This window comes from Pseudomaricurvus sp. ABR4_320 (genome assembly GCF_056159445.1).
This window is the reverse complement of the sequence record NZ_JBSWVF010000011.1, coordinates 88,976-115,473: the sequence shown is the minus strand read 5'-3', so window position 1 is coordinate 115,473 and position 26,498 is coordinate 88,976. Positions and strand designations below refer to the sequence as shown.

At 46.0% G+C, this 26,498-nt stretch carries 24 protein-coding genes and 2 pseudogenes; 12 read left to right on the top strand and 14 right to left on the bottom strand.

The window, feature by feature from the left end; all coding sequences use genetic code 11:
* Positions 1-3: 3 nt before the first annotated feature.
* The 7 genes and pseudogenes from ACXAFR_RS19825 to tnpB form a co-directional block, all read left to right on the top strand.
* Complete coding sequence (locus tag ACXAFR_RS19825; RefSeq protein WP_475180016.1) at positions 4-1,416, top strand: ribonucleotide-diphosphate reductase subunit beta; 1,413 nt, start codon at positions 4-6, stop codon at positions 1,414-1,416.
* 579 nt (positions 1,417-1,995) lie between these two features.
* Positions 1,996-2,661: a hypothetical protein gene (locus ACXAFR_RS19820; protein ID WP_475180014.1), complete on the top strand. Its 666-nt coding sequence runs from the start codon at positions 1,996-1,998 to the stop codon at positions 2,659-2,661.
* Positions 2,662-2,792: 131 nt separating this feature from the next.
* Complete coding sequence (locus ACXAFR_RS19815; RefSeq protein ID WP_475180012.1) at positions 2,793-3,914, top strand: PIN domain-containing protein; 1,122 nt, start codon at positions 2,793-2,795, stop codon at positions 3,912-3,914.
* Between the two features lie 96 nt (positions 3,915-4,010).
* The gene (locus ACXAFR_RS19810) at positions 4,011-5,567 is read left to right on the top strand and encodes a hypothetical protein (protein WP_475180009.1); all 1,557 of its coding nucleotides are present in this window, start codon (positions 4,011-4,013) and stop codon (positions 5,565-5,567) included.
* Positions 5,568-5,695: 128 nt separating this feature from the next.
* Positions 5,696-6,247 carry a hypothetical protein gene (locus ACXAFR_RS19805; protein WP_475180007.1) on the top strand — a complete coding sequence of 184 codons (552 nt, stop codon included), beginning with the start codon at positions 5,696-5,698 and terminating at the stop codon, positions 6,245-6,247.
* Between the two features lie 225 nt (positions 6,248-6,472).
* On the top strand, positions 6,473-6,748 hold the full coding sequence (gene tnpA / locus ACXAFR_RS19800) for an IS66 family insertion sequence element accessory protein TnpA (protein WP_475180004.1): 276 nt from the start codon (positions 6,473-6,475) through the stop codon (positions 6,746-6,748).
* Positions 6,748-6,969, top strand: a pseudogene (gene tnpB / locus ACXAFR_RS19795) (IS66 family insertion sequence element accessory protein TnpB); the annotation flags it as partial. The gene tnpA and the pseudogene tnpB, both read left to right, overlap by 1 nt.
* Before the next feature lie 24 nt (positions 6,970-6,993).
* On the opposite strand, the gene ACXAFR_RS19790 reads toward tnpB, so the two are convergent.
* A complete protein-coding gene (locus ACXAFR_RS19790) occupies positions 6,994-7,707 on the bottom strand; it encodes a transposase (protein WP_475180001.1) in 714 nt (237 codons plus the stop codon).
* A gap of 79 nt (positions 7,708-7,786) precedes the next feature.
* Here ACXAFR_RS19790 and ACXAFR_RS19785 point away from each other — a divergent pair.
* A pseudogene (locus tag ACXAFR_RS19785) lies at positions 7,787-8,032 on the top strand (IS256 family transposase); the annotation flags it as partial.
* Between the two features lie 119 nt (positions 8,033-8,151).
* On the opposite strand, the gene ACXAFR_RS19780 reads toward ACXAFR_RS19785, so the two are convergent.
* Complete coding sequence (locus ACXAFR_RS19780; protein WP_475179998.1) at positions 8,152-8,565, bottom strand: hypothetical protein; 414 nt, start codon at positions 8,563-8,565, stop codon at positions 8,152-8,154.
* 650 nt (positions 8,566-9,215) lie between these two features.
* On the opposite strand from ACXAFR_RS19780, the gene ACXAFR_RS19775 reads away from it, so the two are divergent.
* On the top strand, positions 9,216-9,623 hold the full coding sequence (locus tag ACXAFR_RS19775; RefSeq protein WP_475179996.1) for a hypothetical protein: 408 nt from the start codon (positions 9,216-9,218) through the stop codon (positions 9,621-9,623).
* Positions 9,624-9,943: 320 nt separating this feature from the next.
* Here the strand turns inward: ACXAFR_RS19775 and ACXAFR_RS19770 are convergent, their stop codons facing one another.
* The 7 genes from ACXAFR_RS19770 to ACXAFR_RS19740 form a co-directional block, all read right to left on the bottom strand.
* The gene (locus ACXAFR_RS19770) at positions 9,944-10,657 is read right to left on the bottom strand and encodes a transposase (RefSeq protein WP_475179994.1); all 714 of its coding nucleotides are present in this window, start codon (positions 10,655-10,657) and stop codon (positions 9,944-9,946) included.
* A 158-nt stretch (positions 10,658-10,815) separates the two neighbouring features.
* Positions 10,816-11,043 carry a type II toxin-antitoxin system Phd/YefM family antitoxin gene (locus ACXAFR_RS19765; RefSeq protein ID WP_475179992.1) on the bottom strand — a complete coding sequence of 76 codons (228 nt, stop codon included), beginning with the start codon at positions 11,041-11,043 and terminating at the stop codon, positions 10,816-10,818.
* Between the two features lie 210 nt (positions 11,044-11,253).
* On the bottom strand, positions 11,254-11,886 hold the full coding sequence (locus tag ACXAFR_RS19760; RefSeq protein ID WP_475179991.1) for a nucleotidyltransferase: 633 nt from the start codon (positions 11,884-11,886) through the stop codon (positions 11,254-11,256).
* A gap of 31 nt (positions 11,887-11,917) precedes the next feature.
* Positions 11,918-12,394, bottom strand: a complete 477-nt coding sequence (locus tag ACXAFR_RS19755) for an HD domain-containing protein (RefSeq protein WP_475179988.1) — start codon at positions 12,392-12,394, stop codon at positions 11,918-11,920.
* Positions 12,395-12,713: 319 nt separating this feature from the next.
* Entirely contained in the window at positions 12,714-13,601 is an 888-nt protein-coding gene (locus ACXAFR_RS19750; RefSeq protein ID WP_475179985.1) for a nucleotidyl transferase AbiEii/AbiGii toxin family protein, read from the bottom strand.
* Positions 13,602-13,639: 38 nt separating this feature from the next.
* A complete protein-coding gene (locus ACXAFR_RS19745) occupies positions 13,640-14,479 on the bottom strand; it encodes a type IV toxin-antitoxin system AbiEi family antitoxin domain-containing protein (RefSeq protein ID WP_475179982.1) in 840 nt (279 codons plus the stop codon).
* Between the two features lie 246 nt (positions 14,480-14,725).
* The gene (locus ACXAFR_RS19740) at positions 14,726-17,212 is read right to left on the bottom strand and encodes a di-heme oxidoredictase family protein (RefSeq protein ID WP_475179980.1); all 2,487 of its coding nucleotides are present in this window, start codon (positions 17,210-17,212) and stop codon (positions 14,726-14,728) included.
* A 1,000-nt stretch (positions 17,213-18,212) separates the two neighbouring features.
* Here ACXAFR_RS19740 and ACXAFR_RS19735 point away from each other — a divergent pair.
* Together ACXAFR_RS19735 and ACXAFR_RS19730 are read left to right on the top strand one after the other, a co-directional pair.
* Positions 18,213-18,665 carry an excisionase family DNA-binding protein gene (locus ACXAFR_RS19735; RefSeq protein ID WP_475179978.1) on the top strand — a complete coding sequence of 151 codons (453 nt, stop codon included), beginning with the start codon at positions 18,213-18,215 and terminating at the stop codon, positions 18,663-18,665.
* 5 nt (positions 18,666-18,670) lie between these two features.
* A complete protein-coding gene (locus tag ACXAFR_RS19730) occupies positions 18,671-19,237 on the top strand; it encodes a PIN domain-containing protein (protein WP_475179976.1) in 567 nt (188 codons plus the stop codon).
* 115 nt (positions 19,238-19,352) lie between these two features.
* Here ACXAFR_RS19730 and ACXAFR_RS19725 read toward each other — a convergent pair whose 3' ends face one another.
* The 5 genes from ACXAFR_RS19725 to ACXAFR_RS19705 form a co-directional block, all read right to left on the bottom strand.
* Entirely contained in the window at positions 19,353-20,453 is a 1,101-nt protein-coding gene (locus tag ACXAFR_RS19725) for a 5-methyltetrahydropteroyltriglutamate--homocysteine S-methyltransferase (RefSeq protein WP_475179973.1), read from the bottom strand.
* Positions 20,454-20,638: 185 nt separating this feature from the next.
* Positions 20,639-22,495 carry a 3'-5' exonuclease gene (locus ACXAFR_RS19720; protein WP_475179972.1) on the bottom strand — a complete coding sequence of 619 codons (1,857 nt, stop codon included), beginning with the start codon at positions 22,493-22,495 and terminating at the stop codon, positions 20,639-20,641.
* A 326-nt stretch (positions 22,496-22,821) separates the two neighbouring features.
* On the bottom strand, positions 22,822-23,403 hold the full coding sequence (locus tag ACXAFR_RS19715; RefSeq protein WP_475179969.1) for a hypothetical protein: 582 nt from the start codon (positions 23,401-23,403) through the stop codon (positions 22,822-22,824).
* Between the two features lie 104 nt (positions 23,404-23,507).
* Complete coding sequence (locus tag ACXAFR_RS19710; protein WP_475179968.1) at positions 23,508-24,113, bottom strand: DsbA family oxidoreductase; 606 nt, start codon at positions 24,111-24,113, stop codon at positions 23,508-23,510.
* 67 nt (positions 24,114-24,180) lie between these two features.
* A complete protein-coding gene (locus ACXAFR_RS19705) occupies positions 24,181-24,606 on the bottom strand; it encodes a hypothetical protein (protein WP_475179965.1) in 426 nt (141 codons plus the stop codon).
* A gap of 513 nt (positions 24,607-25,119) precedes the next feature.
* Between ACXAFR_RS19705 and ACXAFR_RS19700 the strand changes: the two genes are divergently transcribed.
* Positions 25,120-26,457: a hypothetical protein gene (locus tag ACXAFR_RS19700; RefSeq protein ID WP_475179963.1), complete on the top strand. Its 1,338-nt coding sequence runs from the start codon at positions 25,120-25,122 to the stop codon at positions 26,455-26,457.
* Positions 26,458-26,498: the final 41 nt, after the last annotated feature.

Sequence of the window (26,498 nt, the reverse complement as noted above, 5' to 3'; positions counted from 1 at the left end):
ATTATGCTGAGCTGGGACGACTACCACCACGACCTTCCCCTTGCCAAGCAGCGTTCGACCAACCCCCCAGTGTTTAACAAAGCACCGGTCGACAACAACGATGACGACGTCGACACCGGCGTTGCCGAACCCGCCGCAGAATACCGCACAGAAGAAGCCTCTAGCGTCGAAACACCCGCGGTAGAAACCCCTGAGGTTGTTATCACGGCAGAAGTCTCCCCTGCCCCCAAAGCAGAAACGCCAGCCGTAAAAGCCGAGGCCCCAACCGCCAAAGTGCAGGTCGAAATTACCGCACCCAAGCGCCCTACTGCCGATACTGGCACACCCGTTGAGCGCGCCTTACAAGCGGTTGCCGAAATGGACCCAACCCCCGGTTTTGAAGAACTGGACATGGGCGCGCGCCGCATCGAAGTCGACGAAAAGCGCATGATCAACTGCCGCGCCGACCTCAACCAGTTAGTGCCGTTCAAGTACGAGTGGGCCTGGCAGAAATACCTGGATGGCTGTGCCAACCACTGGATGCCCCAAGAAGTGAACATGACCGCCGACATCGCCACCTGGAAAAGCCGCGATGGCCTGACCGATGACGAGCGTCGCATCATCATGCGCTCTTTAGGTTACTTCTCTACCGCCGACAGCCTGGTGGCGAACAACCTGATTCTGGCCATCTACCGCCACATCACCAACCCAGAAGCTCGCCAGTACCTGCTGCGCCAGGCGTTTGAAGAAGCCATTCACACCCACGCCTACCAGTACTGTGTCGAATCCCTCGGCATGGACGAAGGCGAAGTCTTCAACATGTACCGGGAAATCCCCTCTGTCGCCAAAAAGGCTGCGTGGAGTATTGCCCACACCCAGGGTATCTCTAACCCCGTCTTCCAGACCGGCACGCCCGAGGCGGATCAAGAACTGTTGCGCAACCTAATCGGCTTTTACGCCGTGACCGAAGGCATCTTCTTCTACTGTGGCTTTACCCAGATTCTCTCCATGGGTCGCCGCAACAAAATGACCGGTGTTGCCGAACAGTTCCAGTACATCCTGCGTGACGAATCCATGCACCTGAACTTCGGCATCGACGTCATCAACCAGATCAAACTCGAAAACCCACATCTGTGGACCGCTGAGTTTAAAGACGAAGTTACCCAGATGATTCTGGAAGGCACCCAACTGGAAATCGAATACGCCCGCGATTCCATGCCCCGCGGTGTACTCGGCATGAACGCCGCCATGATGGAAGAATACCTGCAATTTATTGCCAACCGCCGCCTGGTTCAGTTAGGTCTGCCTGAGCAATTTAAAGGTGCAGAAAACCCATTCCCATGGATGAGCGAAATTATGGACCTGCGTAAAGAGAAGAACTTCTTTGAGACAAGGGTTATTGAATATCAGACTGGCGGCGCGTTGAGCTGGGATTGATTGCTAAAAATGATTACTCACCACCAGAAAGGAATCCGGTTGGTTTTAGAGAGTAAATTTGAAAAAAGCTGGCTCCGAAAGGAGCTGGCTTTTTTTATAGAAAGGTATTTTTCAATTACAAAGAAAGATGACAGGTATCATAGGGTTAGCGAACCATAGAGATTGATATAAGGCATGCATGTTTATTGAAGAAAACACGCATGCGCGTTTACACCTTAATGTAATTCCTATGAAAAACAATTGCTTGGTTTTAACGCGCTAATGGAAACCGCGCATGCCTCATATACCAATGTTAGTCATATCAGATAGAACTCATGTCGAAGAAACCTGGCAAGGAATATGAGAAAGAGATAGCTGAACTACACCGCATGTTCGGCGATAGCTCTGAGGTTATTACAAATCATATATTAAAAGACTCTGATGGGATTTCTAGAGAGTTCGATGTGGTTGTAAAAGCTCAGATTAATCGTATGGAGATGCTCGGACTAGTAGAATGCAAGGATTTAAAAAGAAAGGTGGATATACAAGTATATCGATGCCTTTGCCAAAAAAAGCGAAAGTGTAAATGCCAACTTTAAAGTGATTTTTTCCCGCAATAGGTTTACGAAAAATGCTGTTAAGAAGGCAGCATCTTATGGGATAAAAACTCATTCCCTCGTTGGGGATAATGACAAGGGTTTCTCGATTCAAGCCGGCTGGTATTTATATAGCAAGAAGTATAAGTACATATTTAAAAAAGGGTCATATGATACAGTCAAGCCTGTAAACCATTTGTCGAAGGTCAACTATCAGGATATGACCTACAGGAAAAGAAGTGTTTTTGAGTTGTGTATAAAGGCGCTTTGCAAAGAATACCCTCGATGCGACATGCCGGTGGGGAATTACACTGTATCGGTAGAGGTTCCAGACGGGATGAGGAGGTATGTCTCGATAAAGGAGCGGCGCTTTCAACTTGAAAAACTGTCGATAACCTTTGAAGTTGCAGCTGACATTAAGAACAAGTTGCTTAGAATTGATACAAAAGGTTTTTATGATTGGCATTCGAAGAAGGTTACAGCTGCTCAGGGCGAGAATATCCACACAGAGTTTTTCACAGTGGGTGATACGGAAGGTTGGGATAAGTGTAAAGCAATCCCTGATGATGATGCGTTTAAGTTGATTATGACTGAAGGAATGTACCCACAAGATTCATATAAAGAAGAGCTTGGCATGCTAGGAAGCGTGGAGGTAGTAAAAAATGACTAACAATGTGGTCAAGTTCACTCCGGCCGCAAAAAGCGCGGCCTACGCGGGACAACCTACACTACGTTTCGGTTGCCCCTTACCACGGCGTTATGCCTCTTGAAGGTGCGTGACTAATTTGAGAAGAAGTTAAAATGGATTATGGCGCAATATCAATAGATACATCGATATTTGACGAGAAGGGACTCAAGCTTGAGTCTGGTATTCTGAAAACATTGGAACAGTTCAATGGTAAGCCTTCACACCTAGTCTTGTCAGAGATCATTGTCAGGGAAGTTCATGCGCATCTGAAAAAGAAAGCAAAGGATGCTAGAGCTTCTGCTATTAAAGCGATACGTGAAAGCAAGTCAAGTTTGTCAGTTTCTGACGATGATGCTGAAGTCGCTTCTTTAGCTCTAGTGCCTGAAATAGATGATTCTGAAGTTGCGAAGAATAGAATAGAGGCATTCGTTAGGAATACGGGGGCAGAAATAATTCCTGCAACTGGTCGAGTTGAACTAGATGAGATTATTAAAAAGTATTTTAACGCACAACCACCCTTTGAAGAGTCGGGAAAAAAGAAAAACGAGTTTCCAGATGCAATAGCGTTGATGTCTCTAGAGTCTTGGGCTAAAGAGAACAACACAAAGATTCTTGCTGTTGCTAAAGATGGGGACTGGAAAAGGTTTGCAGAGGAATCTGAATATATCGATGTAATTGAAGATCTAGCTGAAGCAATTTCTAAGTTTCAGCCGCCTTCATCAGCCATGGAGTATTGCTCCAATCTTGCAACGCTTTTATCTCAAGAGCAGCCTGAAGAATTATATCAATTAATTGGCGACTACTTATCCGAACAAGTTTCCGAAATCGAGCTATACCCCGAAGCAACATCACAATTTTACTACGAACCTGATTATGTTGAAGTTGTGTTAGATAGTTTCGAATTTGTTTGCGAAGAAGGCGGCAGCGCCATATTACAGCCTGTACAAGGGCAGAATAATACTCTAATTGTTGAAGCAAAAATCGTTATTTTGGCTACAGCATCCTCGTCTTTTTCTCTATCTGTACATGACTCTATCGACAGAGATTATGTATCTATAGGTAGCTCATCAGCAAGCACAGACATTGAGTTTGAAGCTGAAGTCCTGCTTACATTTGAAGGTGATTTCGAAGAGAGTGACGAGCAAGTCGAATTGGTAGAGTTCGAGCTTTTATCTTACCCTAGTGATGTTGATTTTGGCGATATTGAACCGGACTGGTGGCATGAAGAACAGTAGGCATAACAAACGCAATCACGCGGAACAATTTTCCGCTGCGCTCCAAATTGTCCGGTGTTGCGGGCGTTATGTTTCTATCATCACGGAGTGATCACATTGAGCCAAATCTGTAGTATCGATGACTGCGCACGAGAGGTTTTTGAAAGCACAACTGAGTGTGTCCTTCATTGCAAGAAAAATGACTACTCTCACGATTTCCAAAATAACGGCATTTTGAGAAAGTTTTATGATGCTTTAATTGAGTATATAACTGAATCAGCTTTTGAATGGCAACATCCTGACAACCCAGAAATAGTAAATGCAGAGTCATTTAAAACCTACCTGAAGGAAGGTGTTGGCAGTGATGAGGTTGTCAATTTCTGCAATAATGAAATAACAGTATTTACCTTTATTTTCTTTCCATGTAGAGATAGCAGGGATAGCTTTGATTACCTTAAACTTTTAAGAAAAATTAAAGGTGCACATTTTAACTACTGCAAGTTCACCGCGCACTCAGTCGAGATTCCTAAAGTCGAAGCATTTTTTCAAGATTGTGAGTTCTTTCAAAGGTGGAGTATCACCAAGTCCAAGCTGCTTGGAAATGTAAATAATGTCTTATATCAAAACTGTAAGTTTAGAGAAGATGTCAACTCATACCTGGATGATGATCATAGTGCAACGCTAGATATACCATTATTTAACAATTGCTCATTTGATAAATGCCTATCGTTTGGAAGTGTCAGTCTTAAAAAACCTGTATTTAATAATACAGATGACGACCTAATAAAAATCCATAAGTTACAGATTGAAAATTGTAAGATAGATGAAAAGTTTGTACTGAATAAGCTAAACGCTGAATATATATTGATTGAAAACTCTGAATTTAAAGCCAAGCTTGAACTAAAAGAAGGTTTGATTGATGAAATTGAATTAATCAACACCAATTTCAACGGACTATTCGACTCTTATTCTACAGAGTATGGTCGTTTTTATTGTTTTAAGAGCATATTCAGTGATTTCGTAGGCTTCGAGAAATGCAAATTTGCTGCCCTACAAGGCGATAATGAATTAAACCAATTATCAATATTTAGATATGCTACATTTTTAAGTTTTACAAACTTTAGGAATTCCACATTCGTTCAGGGGATTGACCTAGAAAACACAAATTTAAAAGAAGCTCCCAACTTTCTGAATATAGATGTGTTATCAAACAACACAAATAGGGAGACTCTGAGAATAATAAAAGATTCTTTCGATAAAATTGGAAATCATATCGAAGCAAACAAGTTTTTTGTTCTTGAAATGGCTAAATATAAACAAGGACTATCTGATAAGCCTTTCAATCAAGAGAAGTTGATTTTCTGGTTAAATGAAAAGACCTCTAACTTTGGCCAGAGCTATTTATTGCCTACTTTATGGATAGTGATTTTCTCAGTCATTTATTATTTGTTAATTCTTGGTCATGAGAGCAATCTGCTATATAGCTTAGTACCGTCTGCCAACGAAGCAATAAGTTCAGTATCAAATGTATTCAATGGAATAGCAGCAAATATAATACCTTTCAAAAAGCTACTTCGAGAAGGTATGGAGTTTACTAGTCTTGTGTTTTATGTCATTTTCGCTAGTTTGATATGGCAAACGATTGTAGCTGTAAAAAGGCACACGCGGCGTTAACGAAACATAACAAGGGCGTGCAATCTGACTCCGCAAACTGTCACGCTTTTTGTTCCAAAAAGCCCGCCAGCTTGCTACGCAGTTGACGCCGGCGTTAGGGCTTAAACTAAATCGGAGTCAGTAGTAAATTGAAAAATTCAGTAATCGGGATTATCGCGCTGGGTGCAACGGGAAGTATTGTAGGCAGTATCATTCAAGGGTTTGCGACATCTGAAAATAATTACACCGGCATAGAAAAATTCTTTGCTTCAAGTGTCACGATTCCGTCTTGGTCATTATTAACAATTATCATGCTTCTTTTGTTGATGGTTTATGTATGCATATTAGTTAAAAGAGATGCAGAAAACTCGGTTACGAAGAAAAGAGAAGAGCTGGAGTTAGAAATACAGAAAGTTAAAGATGCATCTAAATCTCCTGATCTATTTATAGAAGAGCAAGAGTTAAAAGTAAAAAGATTTAAATTGGCAAAGCTACTAATTAGCTATTTGAAAGAAGATTCTCCAAGGCGCTCTGATGAGCTTTGTGAGCTAGCTTGTGAAAATGGTACTTACACAAAAGAGTACGTATTAGAAATCATTTCTGATCTTGTTCATCACAATATATTTGAGAACTATATTCAGGGCGGGTTTAAGTTGGTTTACTCGCACGAACATAGTTTAATGAAAAACTTCAAGCCCTAACAAGTTGCTTAAACTGTAGAAGTTCAGACCAGATCTGACACATCATCTTGAAAAAGAGAGAGTTACCCGTTTTGATAAAGGTGTCGAATCTTTAACTCAAAACAAAAGGTAACTCTCATGATTCATACTAACAATCCCATCATTAAAGTAACCGCTCATTCTACGGAGTCATGACCGATCAGTCTTCGCGCGATAGTCTACACCCTCAGTTATCGAGGAGGCAGTATGGCAATTCAACGTCGCACCATGGAACAATGGCAAACGATTATTCAGCAGTGGCAATCCAGTAATCAGTCAGCCGCACAATTCTGTAAGGATCAGAGTCTGGGATACGCCAGCTTTTGCTCATGGCGTAAGCGTCTGACCAGAGAGGTATTGCTTGAGCCATCCGAAGCTCCCGCTCAATTCATTCGTCTCGGGGCACTTCAGAGCGACGCCACGGGCTGGACCATTACCCTGAGTCTTGGCAATGGTGTGGAATTGCGACTGGCGCAGAACTGATGTTTTCCCCGGCCACACAATCCAGTATCTGGTTGTGTACCGAACCGACGGATATGCGTCGGTCGTTTAACGGACTGAGTGCTCTGGTGAAAAACCAGCTGGGGCACAATCCGTTAAGTGGACAATATTTTGTCTTTATCAATCGTCGCAAAACGCAGATGAAGATCCTGTACTTTGAGCCGTCCGGGTATTGTCTCTGGTGTAAGCGATTGGAACAAGGGCAGTTTCAACCAATGGGGTCAGAGTCATTGATTATTAGCCTTGCGATACCTCGCAGACTTCCTGTCACCACCCCGTCCCTGTGGTTTTGCCCTTCTGCCTGTTTTGGCTTCAATTTGGGCTTTGAATCGATCACTACCCAAAGCCCAGGACTTATTAGTCGCTTCCCGGATAGCAGTCAGATCACGATCCGGCATTCTTCCCCGAAATAATGCCCTGTACCCTCGATGCCGCTCTTCCGCTGTCCTGCCCAACTCAATGTACTGCGAGTGTGGTGTAACCAGTTCGATAGCCTTGCCTAAGGCGTTATAGCGATAGCTGGACCACGGGTATTCGGAGGCATGAGCAACCATGCCAGCCCGCACCGGATTTAATTCGATATAGCGGTACACCGTCAGCAAGTAGGTCTCAGCATCCACCAAGGTAGACTTGTATCGCCCTTCCCATAAGGTGCCGGTACGTCCATAGGTATGATTAAAGTACTGCACATATTTCCGCCCTTGCGCTTGCATCAGGCGACTAACCCCCTGTTCAGCATCCGGCGTCACCAAGAGGTGCACGTGATTCGTCATCAGAACAAACGCATGAATCGCGACCTGATACTTAGCTGTAGCATCCTTGAGAAAGGCTAAATAGGCTTGATAATCTGCTGTATCGTAAAAGCAGGCCTCCCGATTGTTTCCTCGTTGGATAATATGCTGGGCGCAACCGGGTAAATAAAGCCGGGATAAACGGGCCATCGACACAATCGCCTATCAAGATAAGACTCGGTGAGCTTAATCCCTCAAGGAAGGAAAATCAATGACTCTGACCCCTTTGATTCAGAAGGCGATCTATACCACCAATGCCGTTGAGGCGGTTCACTGGCAGTTTCGCAAGCTCACCAAAACCAAAGGTGGCTTCGTTAATGAAAACAGCTTACTGAAGCTGCTCTACGCCGGTATACTCAAAGCCACTGAGCGAGGGCTCCATCCGATTCAGCATTGGAACCTGACGCTGTCGCAGCTTACGATTCACTTCCTGGGTTGTTTGGAAAGTACATCAGTTTATGATGCAGATGGCTGACACAGAATTTTGAACATCCTCGCCCTCGCCCTCGCCCAGCCTGGATTTTTTGAATGGCCGATAAGGTATAAAATACTGAGGAATATATATTACGCAGTACCGACTTCTTTATATAGACGCTACTGCTCTAAATTTTCGTTCACGTTATTCAGGCTATCAAGATAGAAAAATGAAGGAATAACTAATAAAAATCCCGATAAGAAGGCTATTCCAGCAATAATTGACTTCAAAAAAATAGCGCTAACCAGGCCTAAAATGGAAAAAAATATACCGCTATTTACTAAGACACTATATGCCCAGTGCGAGCCATCCTTTTCAAATCTATGCCTGTATTTTATAACAAAGGAATTGAATGCAAGGGGAGGGACTGCCAGACAGAATAGCACCAATGGAACTAAGTCGCATTCAACCTTATAAATTTTACATGTAGAAAAATCCCTATTTAAAAATGCAACTACGAGCGCCAAGCTAATAGCTAAGAAACCACCATTAATTAACTTTTCTTCTTCCAAACTAGCTTTTCTAATACTCATGAACATTTCACCCACATTCTATTTGGCCGCTTTATAATACATCAATAACATGCAACAAAAGAATGCATGTACGCATCTCAAAAACATATCTTTTAACTAACCTGCTACTCATCAAGATTTACCGAAAACTCCCCCCCTTTTTTCGAATATATTCGTAAAGATACTATCAACAGCACCATCAAAATAGACGCACTTTGAAAAATATAAAGATGGACAACCGCCTAACGCCCCAATTATTTAATGCAAAAGCTAAAAGTTTTACATTCAGCATACACTGTATTTTCACGAAGAGAGGAAAATCGAAATTTGACTCTCATGTAATTGAAAAATTAACTTCAGAATAGAAAACTTGCTAACACCAACTTTTCCAATTAAAGCAGCATACTGCAACCACTTCTAGCTAATATACTAAAATCAATTATTGCAACTCATAATTCATATCCTGGATTGAATGGAGAAATACATCAGTTTATGATGGTTCTGTTTGAAATACTGCTTGAACACTTAAATATAATCGAGCCTTATAATTTTCATACGGCAACATAATAGGCAAAAGTGATAACTGGTTTATAGCGATCGATATTTGCATAGCAATCGCGCATTCAATGCAAACTTTTTAATGGATTAAAGTTAATTAAAGGAATTTAGCAATGCTTGAGGCACTAAAATTTAATTCCCCTGGTAAATTTTTTATAGCCGTCGGAACTACCTTAATTGTTTGGAGCGTTTCTTTTTACTTTATATTAGTAGATAAACATTTACCTTTAGAGTTTGATATATATAAGGAAAAGTATATCGCTGACGCAAACTACAGAATTGAGCTTGCCAAAGAGAAATCCAACTCTGAAAATTTGATTCATTTAAAAGCAGAATTAGATGCTGCTAAATTCAAAGTGAAGGAGATGGGAGGTGTAATAAAGTATGCGACATATGTCCAGAATTATGCTATTAATTTTGGAGGTATTTCGATAATTTTGGGGACTTTTATCTATATTCTGGAGATATTTTCCATTTTACCACGTAAAGCGTCAATTCAGACAGCTAACAAACCTAACTGAATTTTATAAAGTTAATGAATTTCTTAGACCCTAGCGCGGAAATTAAATAGCTGAATATTGCCGGTTTTTTGGTCTCGGTATTCTATGAAAACATATCAATCAATTCTAAATTTGGCAATTTTCTTACGTATGTACAGCTAGAGAAAAGATGCAGCAGACATTTTGCAATGCATTAGATTTATCATAACGAGACCACTCTCTACTAAAAGTTAGCCACTTCTGAAAAATTGGGGAGTTAACATCTCACTATTCAAATATCATACGCCATTCTTTGCCAAAGATTTCTTCTTTAGCAATTCTTATAACCAATGGGGTCAGAGTCATTGATGGTTGGCCTTGCGATACTTCGCAGACTTCCTGTCACCACCCCGTCCCTGTGGTTTTGCCCTTCTACCTGTTTTGGCTTCAATTTGGGCTTTGAATCGATCACTACCCAAAGCCCAGGACTTATTAGTCGCTTCCCGGATAGCACTCAGATCACGATCCGGCATTCTTCCCCGAAATAATGCCCTGTACCCTCGATGCCGCTCTTCCGCTGTCCGGCCCAACCCAATGTACTGCGAGTGTGGTGTAACCAATTCGATAGCCTTACCTAAGGCGTTATAGCGATAGCTAGACCATGGGTATTCGGAGGCATGAGTAACCATGCCAGCCCGCACCGGATTTAATTCGATATAGCGGTACACCGTCAGCAAGTAGGTATCAGCATCCACCAAGGTAGACTTGTATCGCCCTTCCCATAAGGTGCCGGTACGGCCATAGGTATGATTAAAGTACTGCACATATTTCCGTCCTTGCGCTTGCATCAGGCGACTAACCCCCTGTTCAGCATCCGGCGTCACCAAGAGGTGCACGTGATTCGTCATCAGAACAAACGCATGAATCGCGACCTGATACTTAGCTGTAGCATCCTTGAGAAAGGCTAAATAGGCTTGATAATCTGCTGTATCGTAAAAGCAGGCTTCCCGATTATTTCCTCGTTGGATAATATGCTGGGCGCAACCGGGTAAATAAAGCCGGGATAAACGGGCCATCAACACAATCGCCTATCAAGATAAGACCCGGTGAGCTTAATCTCTCAAGGAAGGAAAATCAATGACTCTGACCCCTTTGATTTCCTCGATGCTGGCTCAATACGTTTTGATCCAGCAAATACCCAAAACGCGATGTGGGTTCTTATTTGCCGCTGACTTCAGAAAACGACGTCACTCGATAATTCGTCATCGAAATCTTCGGGCACATTCAGCTCACCGGCAAGAACACCAATTTTTTTGGGGATTACCTGACCCATTTGACTCACCGGGGCAAGCATAGCTTGGGCTTTGCCATTGTCCCCGATATATATGGTTTCGCCATTTAATGCCTTATTAACCAGCTGTGATAGCGCACGCCTGGCTTCGAGAACCGATACAACCTCCATAGCACTTCTCCACAACACGGATCGAACACAGCCAATTTAGCCAGAACTTAGTCAACTATCAATATTCAGTGACTGTGGCACAACTGCAGCTATGTTTACGCGCGCGAGCAGACCGCCAAACCGCGCCCTACCTCGGACTTCCAGTGCAAGGTAAATTTGCAGGGTCAGGTACACGACCTCCTTTTTCGTTGCAACGAGGGTGGCCCGCCCTTAACGATTCGCTGTTACGTGCTGAACCCAAGCCTGCCCATGCTCTTCCTCGATCAACGCACGCAACCGAGCCGCCGACAATCGCTTAATGGGTTTGCCGTCGGTACTGCTTTTCCCAGTAATTTTGATTTCATTAACGGGATAAACAGACAGTTCCACCGGATATTCCAGATCCAGGTAAACATGGGTATATTCGACGAACTGATTGCTGCGACGAATGCAGACTTGTTTTGTGTCGAATGGCCAGCCCAGAAATTCTAAATGTTGGAACAGCTCTTCGAGATGATCGCAAAAGACATGAATGTCGATATCACTACCATGACGAATGCGCCCAGTGCTCACCGACCCGATTAGCCTGGGGCGGAAGGGATGGAGCTGCTCCAGAACGTCCAATGCCACCAACCGCATGTCAAACAATGTTGAATGAAAGGTATCTGCCAGCTCGATACGGGTGATGCGATGGACTTCATCGGCAATCTCACCATTCGATGGCAGCAGTTTTGTCTCTTTCCCCAAAAGGCGTTTTGCCGCGAGGCGTTTGGCATCCAGATATTGCTCAACCCCCTCCTCAACCATCAGGCGTGCCGCTTCTCGAATCAGCAGGCTGCGGATCTCTTTTTGTTTCTTTCTCATGATATATGGGCGCGTTTAGCACCAATGCAGATTAATAGTCTGCCTTTTGCAGGCCAACTAGGACGATATCAAGTGCAGTATCTAGCGGTGTAACTTCCGCAAAGGGAGACCGGCCACCGAGATCCCAGCCTCGCAATTGAGTGAGATCTCCGAGTTGCTTTGTGCCGGCTAAAGCCCTTCGCGTTTTACGTGGATGGATCAACAAATCAAGATGATGCTCAATCAGCCAGATCACACGCTGGGAAAATATACCGGCGACCATTTCAGCACCGACACGGGCATGATACTGCTGGTCTTCGGCTTTACCAACATCATGAAACAATGCAGCCGCCCATAATTCAGGGTCATTAGAGTCATGATAAGCTAAATCGAACACCTGTAACGAGTGATACAGAGTGTCGGATTCTGGATGGTATTTCGGGGATTGCTGCACGCCATCAAGGGCGTCGAGTAAAGAAAGAAGATAATTGCTGTGGTGGTAAAACGAATTTTTGCGTTTGTTCCTCAATCGATTTCCGGTTAAACCGGCTGTCAGGTTGTGAGAAAGGCCAATTATAAGCGTATTGTTTTTAAATCCGCTACCGCTTTATCAGTCGTTTCATCAATTAACGACCGACTCATTTACCGATGATGATTGAAATTGTTTCGCTTTAGCACTTGCAATGGCTTGCCGGCCATAACAAGCAACCAAGTTTTCGCAATTAAATTTGGAGAAAGATCACCCTGTTTGATCTTTCCTTTATGGCGACCAATCGTGTGTGATTGAGATTCAATGAAGATAACCGACTTCGCTTCGCACATTTCGATGTGCGATTAATAAAATCGAATTAGTTAAGCCCCAGTACTTCTTGCAGCTTTTCTAATGCCTGCTGATGTTTTTCATCGGACATTTTTGCCAAATTAATCTGTTTCCATTGAATAGCCGGAAGCTCACTGACTCTGTTCAAGTCAAGTAACGACCAATCTGGCTTACGATTTTTAAACGACACTAAAAACGCCCTTTCTTTATCGGTTAGCTCTTGATGAATAAGCTCTACCAAACGCGCCCTCACCGCCTCCAACTCCTTTAAGGGAACCTCTGTCTCGGCCATGTCGGCAAATTCACCCGTATAAATGGCCGAGATATTCTTAAACTGCGGCTGGAGTAATTCGGCCATAGGACGATTGTGGCTTGAGAGGTACACCAGCAGCGCCTTGCGTATCGCATCCGTCAGGCCTTCATTATCCAAAAGCCACTTAACATCGAATAAATCCCTCGGGTGCTGCCTGTCCAATGCTGCACATATTTTTCCAGCATAAAGATCCGCCAGATCGACGACCGGCACTTCAACATAACCGAATTCGTTTTCCACAGCAGCGCACACTTCCATGAGCTGTGGCTCATACACGGTTCCGCGCAGCACCGGTGATAACTCCACTTTAATCTGCACACCATTACGTGCAACGATAAGTCTGAGTGCATCGAGTTTTGACTTATAGGCTTCGGTTAACTCAATGTCATTAAATGCGGCTCTTAATTCACAACTAATTGCGTCTAGCGCAGTGCAGATTTCTTGCAAAGCGTCATCACGTCCTTTCATGGGCAGATAAACCAAATCAATATCCACCGACAAGCGCGGAAACTCTCTGACAAAGAGATTGATCGCCGTACCACCTTTGAGCGCAAAACATTTCTGCTTAGCGACAAAAGGTAAAACCTGTATTAACAGCTGCACCTGTTTGTAGTAGCGACTGTTTCTATCCATCCCTGAACTTACCCCTCAGTCGCCGATGCCATATGCGACGGTATGGTTATTAGGTACTCCCTATCCAGCTTTCCGCCGTGAGCAATAACGCGCTTACCTGAACCTAAGTCATAATTTTCTACGTTTAACTTACCAAACCAAGGGTAACCCTGGCGCTGCGCGAGCCAGAAGAACAAACGCTTAACCTTAACGTTTTTACAGGCCCCCAAAAGCGTATCAAGTTTTCGGGGCGACAAGTTCACCAACCCTTGCATCAGCTCATCTGCGTGCTCAAACGACACCCGTTCTGGTAAGTCTATCAAGACTTCCAAGATGGCTTTCTCAGGACAGGAAAAGTACACAGGTGGTAATTGCGGCGCCCACTCATACGTCTTCGCAAAGCCTTTCTCCGCGGATAGGCTATCAGGCCATAATTTATGGGTACTGTGCCCTTCAAACTTAACCGGCAATGACAAACGCGCCAGCCACGTTGGTAACTTTTCCCCCGTATATAAGTGAATATGCGGCGTACTACCAAGCGATAAATATTGCGACAAGCCTGAGAGGGAAAGCGCAGAAAGTCCACCAACCACCACAGGCGGTATCTGCTCACCCTCACCGCTCACCATACGCTGCAGAGAAGCTACTACCCCCTCCCAACTGACCGAGTGGGAATACTGGCTATAAACACCGGTCGCTAACGATAATAACGTGTCGGATTTGACCGCATTATCCAGCGCATGGGTACTCAAGCCCTGCTTCGCCAACCACTTCTTGGTGGCCAGCATGCCATAGGGCAAAAGCGTCTTAAGTGACTGCTTATAGGCACCTTTCGCTGTACCAACCTGTTCAGCAACTCTCTCACGCAAGTGAATAAACCTATCGATAGTTTATATTTTCAAAGTTTTACGGCGATTATCGCCGTGAATTCCAATAACTATAAACTAGCACAACCAAAAGCGGTTTGCCATATTAACTATTTACGGCGATTATCGCCGTAAAATCAACACCTGTTAAACCCGCCTTACTTAAATCGACGCGTTATCGGGGAATTCGATAAAAAACCCCGGCAAAAGCCGGGGTCTAAATCGCTTACAACTTACTGAATCTGTTAATTAAAGCGATTCAAGAAAGCGCAACACCGCCTGCTTATCAGAATCACTCAACCCTTGGTACGCCGAGTTTGATGCCTGACCTTCACCACCGTGCCACAAAATGGCTTCTTCTATGGTGCGGGCACGTCCATCATGCAGGTAGGCGTGATGAGGAGTACAGATTTCATCGCCTTCGTTTCCGGTCGGATTGGTAACGCCGCCGGTGACGCATGCAGATAACCCTAAGCCCCACAGGGGTGTTGTTCTCCACTCGCTGCCGCTGGCTTCGCCTTCACCCAGGTTGTCCGCCAAACCTGTCCCCATATCATGCAATAGAAAGTCTGAGTATGGGTGTATCGTTTGGTTGCGGTTTTCCGCCATTGGGTGATTTGCACTGGTGTCGAGGGTTTCCGTATGGCAACCGGCACAGCCGATATCGAGGAAGGTCTGCTTGCCCGCATCGACAGTGCTATCGCGACCCTGCCCTTCTTTAATGCCACGTTGTGGACGTACGCCTAGGGTCGACAGGTAAGTCACTATCTTGTCGATCTTGTCGTCGGCAATCAATGCGGCACCACTGTCACAGCCGCTCTGGTTTGAGCCGCAGTCAAGATTAGGCATGATGGAAGACTTAACGCCCATGTCGGTGTTGTACGCAGACGCCACTTGGTGACGAACGCTCGAGGTCGCGGCCTTCCAACCGAAACGACCAAGACGCACGTCGCCGGTTTCCGGGTCTAAGATTTTGTTAACACGGCCCGAAATACCATCGCCGTCGGCATCGTTAGGATCGGCCATGCCAATGATCGTGCTCTCTGGAATTGCGTCAATCAAACCCAGCCCCACAAGCCGAGGCGCGATACGTGCCGAGAAGGTTTCCGGTGGCGTGCCAGTAAACTGGTAATTCGGCGAGCGCAGGCCATCGCTTTCAGTCCAGGATGCGATAGAAACATCCCCTTCGCCCGATGACCCTTTGGGTTGCAAGACACGTCCATAGTCTGGATGGGCGTCTCCGTTGGCATCCCCGACTTTAAACACCCAGCGATCCAGCAGCTCACCATTGGCCACAACAGGCGCCGCACCATTGCGGTGGTGGCAGCCGGTGCAGCGCTCGTTGATGTATCTTGGCCCGGTCAGGCCAGGCATTCCGTCGAAGACGCCGTTCGCAGCATCTTCATCGTGTGTACCATCGATGGTCGATGAGTGGTGAACCCGGCGGCCTTCCAGAAATGTTTGACCGTTACCATAGCCGAGGTAGGTCGCCATCTGCATAAAGTGATTATCTGGTTCATCGGTATATTGATAATGCAAAGTGGAGTGCAAGCCGCCCAACCAGTAGTCTTCTGGAATTTCTCGGCTGTCTTCCTGGAAGTCTGCTGCCCCTTCAACAAATTCACCGGTATTCTCGGTGTACCAAGGCACCAAACCTTTTCCGACAATATACAGGTAGGTAGTACCGTAATAGTTCTGCTGACCGGTCAGTGCCTCACCAAAACGCGTAGCCGCGTTAAATTGGCTGATCTCAAATTCAAGCTGGTCGCCCATTTCAATGGCGCGGTCGTATTGCCGGTTTACCGTATCCGTCTTAGTGTAGTTAAAGTAAGCCACACCATTTTCAACCGACGTTCCCAAATATTCCATGGTGCCGTTACCCACATAGTGCGCCACGGTGTTTCGGCCGAGATACCACCAGCGGTTTTCTGCCTCTGTGTCATCCAGAGGCCACAAGGTACGCACGTTCATGGTGATGGAATTGCCACCGGCAGGAATGGTGTCGATGATTTCTACGTTGGTCGAGCGATTTTCAAAATACAGTTTGATGTAATGATCGTAAGACTGAAACTGGTCCTCTCTCGCATGGCGCGTGCGCGGGCGATCGGAAAAACGGGTAATCAAATTGCCACTGTCGTCATACCACTGAGAATCTGGCTCTTTCTCTGTCTCGGAATTGTACAGAGGTACGATATCACCCAACTCTGCATCGGAAGAATCTGAATCACTGGCGTCGCCACCGGCTGCGAATAATTCGAACTCTGCCAATTGCATAATGTTCGAGCTGTTGTTGTTCATATTAAATCGGTAAATCTTAAAAGACTGTGTATTGTCGATCTCAAACGAACGTGTTTGAAATCGACTTGAGAAGTCTTCACCTGAACGGGTATCCAAAGCCGTCCATGTGTAACCGTCGTTGGAACCTTGCAAGTTCCAGTCAAGGGGATCGCGTTCCGGTGCATCGTTGGCCGATGTCATGGTGTAACCTGTTACAACCGCGGGCGTATTTGCTTCAAACTGAATCCAACCGAGCGAGTGAAAGGTCAGATATTTGGAGTTCACATTGTCATCGGTTAAGTTGGAATAGGCTTCACCAGTGGGTGAATCGGTGTATTGCGCCGAGGTCACGCCCCCCTGCCCGGTGATATCCGTCTGTGCAAAGACATCTGCAGCAGTTAGTGATGCGCAAACACCTGCAAAGGTAAACGCGACTTTTTTAAGATGAGTGGGTGTCATGCTCTTTTTTCCGCTCCTTAGAAAAAGGCAATACCAGAACCGCACCGAACGAGATAAAACCGCTCGATCACACGGAACAAAAAATGCTTTTACCTATGAGTAAAGCACATTTTTAATTGGGTATTGCCGGCAGTTGGTTTGAAAATAACGTCATCGCCGGCGCTCTTTATTAGAGCAACCAGCGGCTGAGTTTCAGGCTGATCCGTCATAATTTTTATGCATACGAATAACGGTTAATCTCTCGTTTGCTTACGCTTCAGATTGGATCGGTCAGATATTTTTATCGGAGAATTCCGAAAAAGAGGGGATGGTTTCTCGGGGCCTATCTTGAAGACCTTTGCTATCAAGCGAAAGGCCAACGCCATACAACGTCCCTATCTGCCTCCATTCTCGACACGCGGGGCTTCGACCTATCAGAGACTTATAAGTTCAAGATATAAAACACTTTGGCTTTTTTTGTGAGGAGCATGATGAACAGAGGAAGGAGAAATGACTTTCGGAAGAAAGGTTTCTATTAAAAAGAAGAGTGCTGAGAAATCGTCAGCACTGGAAAAGATTTCCCGGTCGCTTCAAGCAACCGGGATTGGCTTTTACACTTCGCCCCAGATTTCTTCTGCGACTTTAACCACTAACTCAAGCTTGCGGCGCTGGATCTTGTATAAGCTCATATCGACTGCAGCCTCCCTACTGCAGGTAGCTACAAGAGCAGACAGGCCACGTTTATTTGCCAAACGTTAGACAAACAGCCCGCTATCAAAGAGGACTACCGTCACTTACTTGGCCTTAAGACACTCGGCGCCGCAAGGCACTATTGGGCCACCAGAGTTTGAGACAAAGTGGCAATATCCCATAAAAGAACTCATCACACTCACAGAAACCACTTGGGATGAGGCCTGTGTTAATTTTTGCTTATTACATATATTTCGTTTATTTCGTTTGTGCTATTCTTTCTAGATGCTATTGATAAGCACCGATACAGTTGGAAAACGAGGGTTGAATTATGTCTGCTCAAAAAATAGTCCATTTGCCCACACCGGCAGAGATAGAACAGGCCAAAGCGTCCAGCCGCACCCTTTCAAAATATGCCGATGTTGAGAGGGTTCAGCTGGCTCTAAGGGGCTGTAATGGCGAATCGGATGATTTGGTATTACCGGGGCACGTACTGCAAATTTTGCTGGATGTGCTTTCTGAGATATCCAAAGGAAACGCCATTAGTCTGATTCCTCATCACCAGGAAGTCAGCACTCAGGAGGCAGCTAGTTTGCTAAATGTCAGCAGGCCCTTTCTTGTAGGCTTGCTCGAGAAAGGCGAGATTCCGTTTCGAAAGGTTGGCGCGCACCGCAGAGTATTGTTAACAGATATCCTTGAATACAAAGAACGTTGCGACCACCAACGCGCGGAAACTTTAGACGAACTGGCTGCGTTTTCTCAGAAAAACGATATGGGGTACTAACTGACGTGGCCAAATTCTCTGTTGTGTACGATGCCAATGTCCTATACCCCGCCCCATTGCGGGATTTGCTTATGCGCCTGGCGCTGACCGATCTTTTTAAAGCCCATTGGACTGCAAAGATTCACGCTGAATGGATTGAGGCATTGTTACGTCAGAACAAGCATAAACGCGAACAACTGGAACATGTTAGAAGCCTGATGGACTCACATGTGAGAGATGCATTGGTGACAGGTTATGAGCCTTTGATTGACGGACTGTCACTACCCGACCCGGATGACCGGCATGTGCTTGCAGCCGCCATACGCTGCGGCGCAGATGCCATCGTAACCTTCAATCAGAAAGACTTTCCAACCAACGCGCTCGAACCTTATGCCATTGATGTGATCCATCCGGATGATTTCGTGTACTATCAACTCGATTTGTCTCCATCGGTCTGCTGCAAAGCGATACGTGCGCAACGCATGGCACTAAAAAATCCTAAGGTGGGTGTAGAGGATTTTCTTTCTACGCTACAAAAACAACAATTGCCGCAAACGGTTTCAAAATTAAAAGAATTTATCGAGTTTCTTTAACGCACCTCTAGAAATAGATGACGTTTTCGGCACCTCCTCCGCTAGATAAAACACTTTGGAGAAGCTTCAGAAGCTAAAAAGTTTCCCGGTCGCTTCAAGCAACCGGGATTGGCTTTTACACTTCGCCCCAGATTTCTTCTGCGACTTTAACCACTAACTCAAGCTTGCGGCGCTGGTCATCGACTGTTAACTCGTTCCCGTGCTCGGTCGAAGAAAATCCACACTGAGGCGCGATACCCAGCTGGTCGATATCCACAAACTTGGACGCCTCTTCAAACTGCGCTTTCAGTTTATCCATAGGCTCCATGTCTGGGAACTTGGTGGTGATAAAGCCTGGGAGAACTCGCTTGTTACCTTTAGGTAATAACCGCAATGGCTCCAGCCCACCCGCGCGGTCTGTGTCGTATTCCATAAAATAGATATCAACACTGGTCTTGTTAAAGATGGCATCGGCTGCGGCATCGTAACCGCCGGTGGCCACAAAGGTCGATTTGAAGTTACCGCGGCACATGTGCATACCGATTTTCATATCTTCCGGACGATCTTTGATGGCCTCTTCCAGCATCCAGGCGTAGCGGTCGATCAACCAATCCGGGTCTTGCCCCATGGCAGCGCGAATCTCACGTTGCTTGTCATCGCCCAGGTAGGCAAAGAAGATGTCATCCAATTGCAGGTAGCGACAGCCAGCCTCATAAAAGCCATGCACAGCTTCCCGCATAACACGGGCGATATCCGCCATGTAGACGTCCTGATCGGCATAGGGCGCATGCTGGATGTTTTCCGGGGTTACCCGGAAGTGAATGGCCGATGGCCCGGGAATGGAGATTTTCGGGCAAACATTGGTGTGATCCGCCACAAATTTGAAGTGCTCTAACATGGGGTGATCTTTGGGAAAGCCCAGAGCACCGGAGATCTTTGGCTCCATGGGGACAATCGCCCCTTGAAAACCGTGAGAGTCGGATTGAGCGGCGACGATATCCAGACCATCCAACATGCCCATAAAGTCGTAATGCCAGTAAGCGCGCCGCGCTTCACCATCGGTGACGACCTTAAGCCCCGCCTCTTCCTGCATTTTGATCAGTGCCGGGATTTCTTTGTCTTCAATGGCTTTCAGTTCCTGCGGCGACTTTCCCGCTGCCCGCGCTTCAGCGATCGCGGTAGGCCGCAACAGGCTGCCCACATGGTCTGCACGGAAGGGTGTGCAATACTTCGACATAGTCTTTCCTCTGGCTTCTGATTCAAAGACCCGATCATCTCTACCGGATGCATCGGGGAAGCGGCGTAGTCTAGCCAAGAATGCGTTTGAATGCAGGTGAAAGATAAACGGAGTGTCGGCTGGCTTTGGCTACGAAAGCGTCACCATAGGCTTTATTCAGCAGGTATCTATCGCATAGGCGATACCTATGCTAGCGAGCATGCCATCAGCCCCTGCTCAATCTCCGTCTGTCGATGATAGGTCACCAACAGGTGATCGGTCGCTCGGGTAAAGCCAACGTACAAGCGCCGGATGTCATCAGCGACCTCCTGCCCAGAATATGTCGGCATTCGAAAGGTCGCATCGACGACAACCACGGTATCGAATTCCAACCCCTTACTGCTGGGAATGGCGAGAACGGTGACTTTTTCTGCCTGCGGGTCGTAAGCTCTTTTCTCGTCAGAATTCATGGCCAAATGGCAGGGAATACCATGCTGCAGCAGCGCACTGGCGACCGCCTTACCGGTTTCCTTGGTGGGATAAAGGACGGCGATATCTCGCCACGGCTTTCCACCGTTATGCCACTTTATTAAGCAACGCACGAGGAAATCGACTTCGCCTTTTAGAGATGCATGCTGCCGAACGCAAGGCTGACTGCCATCTTTGCCGGCAGCTTCCGGTTTAATCAGTGGGATCTCGGTTTCCCCGGTAGAGGCGAACGCATCTTCCGCAAATCGATAAGCGAAATCCAAAATCTGCCGGGTATTGCGGTAGTTTAATTTTAGGATTGTGGTACGCCCTTGGGCTTGAATACCGACACTTGAAAGCGAAAAATTCAGCGCAGATTTCTTTTTGTAAATGGATTGAGCATCGTCATACAGCAACAACAGGGAATTGGTTTCTGGATCGACCATTTGCGCAATCAGAGACAACCACTCGGCTTCAAAATCGTGCCCCTCATCAATCAGCAAAGCGCCGTATTGTCCGCGCGGAATCAGTCCCTGCTCCACCCCTTTGATAACGCTCGCCACTTTACGCTCGTAGGTCGGCGCTTTACCGGGAATAAGATCGACATGATAGGTGACCAGTTGTTCACCACACCAATCGTGAAAATGCTTAACCTGAACCTTACTTTCGATGCCTCGCTCGCGAATAAAACCTCGCAAACGTGACGCCAGCGTAATGTTAAAACAGAGAATAAGAATAGGCTTATTCAACGCCTCAGCCAGATACAAACAGCGATAGCCCAAAATCAGTGTTTTACCGGAACCCGCCACACCGTGAATAATGCGATGGCCTTCCCCTAAACTTCTTGCCAGCAGCTCCTGTTGCACATCCATAATCTTGATGATATCCGGCACCACACTCGGAATGTCATCCAGCTCTTCCTCCTCCGACTGAGGGAAAAGCGATTCCTGAGTATCAGCAATGCGGATTTCTGGAAACAGATGCCAGCGGATACGATCAATCTGCGGTAGGGTCAACGGCTGGCCAAAACGATAAGTGAACATATCCCACAGGCGAGTTTGAAAGACTTCCGGATCGGCACTGGCCGTCATTTCATCTTTAAAGATCACCAGATGATCTGGCAGCACGCTTTCGCGCGCATCCTCAGGAACCATTTTCTCCCACTGCAGACGCGTCAGATCCGTAAAAACGACACCAAAGCCATAGGGAAAACACAATTTCCCGGCGTGACCGCCCTCCGGCTGTTTAAGCAAAGCGTCGGCTTCTAACTTCCGCAATCCTTGAAAACCGCTGTGACGAACCTGCTCAAGAGGATTGGCAACGGTTTTTAAACCGGTTTTGGTTAACAATTCGACGGTCTTGGCATTGATGTGTTTGATGGAATCGACTTTCCAGTCTTTGACTTCAAGAAACAAAAGACCACGGGACGGATGCAAAATAATGAAATCGGGATAGCGGCGACGCCGGCCTACCGGAATGTCATACCAGCAGAGATAGTCGTCTTCAAGCAAGTCTTCCAACCGCCGGGCAAAGCGCTTTTCACCCGACGTCATCTTTGACAAACACGTGTTTAGCGAGGGTATCAGCTTGGCCACAGGATTCACTCCCTATGCGCGCCTGGTATCAGGAATATGGCGCCGTGTCATTCCGTAACGGCTTAGTGCATGCTATCAAACATTACGCAGCATACTGTGAGCGGTTTATCACTCCGTAGTTCAGAATTAGGTCAGCAACAGCCTTATCAAACCTGACACACTATTCTTCCTAAAACGCCAGAAATGGCGAATGTGCCAGCATAGCGGGAAACCTGTCCGATGGTTTAGGCTAATACTCCGAATATCACAAGCGTCTGAATAGACTGCAGATAAAATGAATTACCAATTTAAAAAGCATTGGCACAGATCGCTGAAAGACAGCCGGCCTAATCAACTTTACGAATATTTAGATCGCTGAATAAAATCGAAAAACTACCCGAGGCATTAGCGGTCTGTGACAAAGTCGCACTGAGCATAGAAATAACATTCGAGTTTGCCTCAAAATTATTTATAACCAATTCAATTGGAATATTTTTAGCTTTAGGAGGAATAGACCAACGTATGAAATTTCTCTTCGAATAATCAGAGTTATATACCCTAATTTCATCTGGCGTATAAACATCTAAAGAGTCTGTTTGGACCGCAGACTCCTTCCTAAACAACATGAACTTATCTTTTGTTTCGTTTGAAAGATTCGTGACAAGAAATTTTACCGTTAGAGTACCACCTGAGGTTAGAGTGCTTTCAAGGTAATCAAATTCGAGATCATCCTGACGAACATGATCTACCGTTTTTCCGTACCGAAAGCCATCGACAGTTTCCTTAAGTTCGGTATTTTCCGCCTCTAAGACTTTGACACTATCCTTGATTGGCTCGACATATTGAGTCATACCAATAACAGCGGTCGCAACTGCACCGGCCACAGCCCCTACCACAGAGGCAATTGTCTGCGATTTTACACCTTCCAAGATATATCCCTTCTTTCCACTTCATCCATAGAAATAAAAGAGTACAGTCTTCAATAGCATATTGCCAAGTCAACAAGATGATTTAGTGGCGTCTTAAGCATCACCTAACAGCCTTCATTATTAGCACGACTGACAGCAATCACCGCCCTCTGCAACATTTCTTCCATTACCTCCGCACTCGCCGCGCCTGATATAACCTCACCCCCTATCTGAATAGACGGTACACCTTGAATGCCCCCTCGGACAGCCTGCTGTTCTAACCGAACAACCTCTTCTTCACCTTCTTTACTCTGCAGAAAAGCAAGCACCTCATTGGGATCAAGTCCTACTTCGCTGGCAAGAGCGGCCAGGATTTCTGGCGATCGCTGTTGAACATACTGAATTAGCCGGTGAGCAGAGCGCGAATTCGGGGTAAATTCAATACGCTCGTAATTCAATGTGAGCGGATCATTTTGAGCCGCCTGAATGGTCGCGGCATCCAGCTGGCAGGAGTACTCCCAGCTACCGAATTTTCGCGTACGGTACGCTTTGCGGGATATACCGACTTTCGGCATATCTGGATTCAACTCATAGGGCTGGTAAGTGATCTGTAGATTTATGCCCAGATCTTGCGCCACCTTGCCAAGACGACGCTCGGCAATAAAGCACCAGGGGCAAATAAAATCCGAAGTAAAAATAACCGATACGGAATTTTGATTGGCAGAACTCATTTACTTCTCGCTCACATTCATTTTGGGTAAACCCACACTGTTCTTTTGCAACATCGGCTACTGTTTTCTAGGCCCGCGTATAGAAGATCACAATCAGACGATTGCTTGCGTCGAATCGCACTTTAAGCTTATGGTTCTTACGTTCCCATACACAGGTATTGGAAAGTGAGTTGTTTTTATCAGGCGCCCCCAACACATCAATGGCCTGATCTTTCATCATTCCAAATTGAATACCATCCGGAATTAGGAAGCTCAACTCCTCCACAAGACTTGCGTTTACATAGACATTCAAGCTGGATAGCGTTATCACTTGGGTATACAGATCCTCGCGACGAACGTTGTAATCGATACCCAAATCTTCAATGGTGTACAACCCCATATCAGCGCTTTCGTCATAGGTGACGACCGTCTTAGGATCAAGACCCAGTATTTTCATGAACTGCTGATGGCAGGGATGATCAATACTGTGTTCAAACAAGATAGATATGTCCATCAATTTTCTCTATCCGAATATTGGTTTATGCACATATCGCCATTTTTGATGATCAACGTGATCACTTTTGGGAAGTGCTTTTCTCATTCCTAAATTAACCGCCGGTTCTCGCCTTCTCAATTTAACAAGCTGATTCTGAGGAGCACTTTCGATGTCACCTTGGCGCACTTATCAACAACTGGACTTTTCCTGCCTACTACCATGCCCGACGGATTGCCAAAGCGAGTTTTCCAGTGCTATCGTGCAGTTGGCACAATGAAACTGATGTTAGTGCCAACTCGAGATCAGTGCGTCACGCAGCATCACATTGATAGCAGACTGTGGATTTAAATGCACACACAAGCATTGGAAACTGGCTAAATGGACTTAGTCGTCAACGTCTTTTCATCATTAGCCTCAGATTGTCGATACCACTTGCGTTCAAAGTACAGCCTCTGCCATCGCCACAAGCCAGCCCCAAAGCGAACACGCTCTGAACTTTTCCGTTCACCCTCCACATTAAATGGTGTTCTTATGAAAACGGTAAACGTTCTAACGGCCAGTCTACGATCAATCTATACCGCATTTGGATTCGTTGCATTTAGCGCATCTGCGTTAAGCTCACCAGTCATCTATCCCATCCAGAAAATTGTCGACACTCAACCAGATGACTACGCACTCTATGGTTCAACGGTGGATGCAGACGGTAATAAGTTTATCGCGTCGGATATACGTTACTTTGATAGCGGTCAAGTCGATTATTACATCAAGAATAATCAAGGCACGTGGGTAAAACGATCTGACATCCCTGCTCCAGCCATCGTAAATGATCATGGTTACACTGACGTCGCCCTATCAGGGCGGCGCGCTGTTTTCGGATCATCTTTAGCCTGGAATCATTCGGGTGAGGCATACTATTACTCTCGGGATAATAGCGGGAATTGGACTCTACAACAGTCAATGGAAGCAACAAATGACTGGAGCTCAGATTCCCACTTCGCCAACGCACTGGAGATGTCGGGCAATAATATGTTGATTGGCGCGCGCGCTGCCAACTCTACAGGTAACTGGCGCAGCGGATCTTTATATTTTTATACATTCAGGAATGGGCTCTGGGAATTATCGACACATATTAACAACCGAAATGATGGCGCCGGCAATAACACCTTGTTAGGCTGGGCAGTTGGTATATCCGGCTGGCACGCCATGGCCACGGCAAGAACCATAGGGGATGACCGAGGCTCCTCGCTATTTTATGGAAAAGGAGGCACTTATTTTTTTGCTAGAAACGGTGCTGGGGAATGGCGAAGAACCCAACTGATTGAACCGACGGATCACACGGCTGAAGATCCAGGCTCTTACGGTGAAACCGCCGCGATGGCTGGCAACTTTGCTTTCGTTGGCGCCAATACGACCGACTCAGGAGAAAATCTGTATGTCGGACAAGTACATGTTTATCAACGACAGTCTAATGGTCAATGGCAGGAAAGCCAAATTATTGAATCTCCTGTGCAGGAGCGAAACGTACGTTTCGGCACGTTGATTGAAGCCAAAGGAGATACGCTATTAATTAGCGGCCCAGGCGCCAATTCGATTTACGTTTACAAACCGGATAACCAAGGACAATGGCAGGAGGTCGCTACTCTGACCCTTACCGAAGAAGACCACCAGGGACGTCAAAACAACTCTGATCCCTCTTATAAATTTGGGAGCAATTCCGGTAGCGTAGGCGAAGAAGTCTACTCAAACCTCTCGATCTCAGGAAATTACGCCATTATTGGCGATCCGTACTACGACGTCACAACAGCAGGTGGAAGAGAATTCCCCTGGGCTGGTGCCGTTTTTATCTTTGATCTAAGCAGCATCAATTAAGCCTCTACATAAACAAGCACCACCACTCCGAGCTGCGCTGC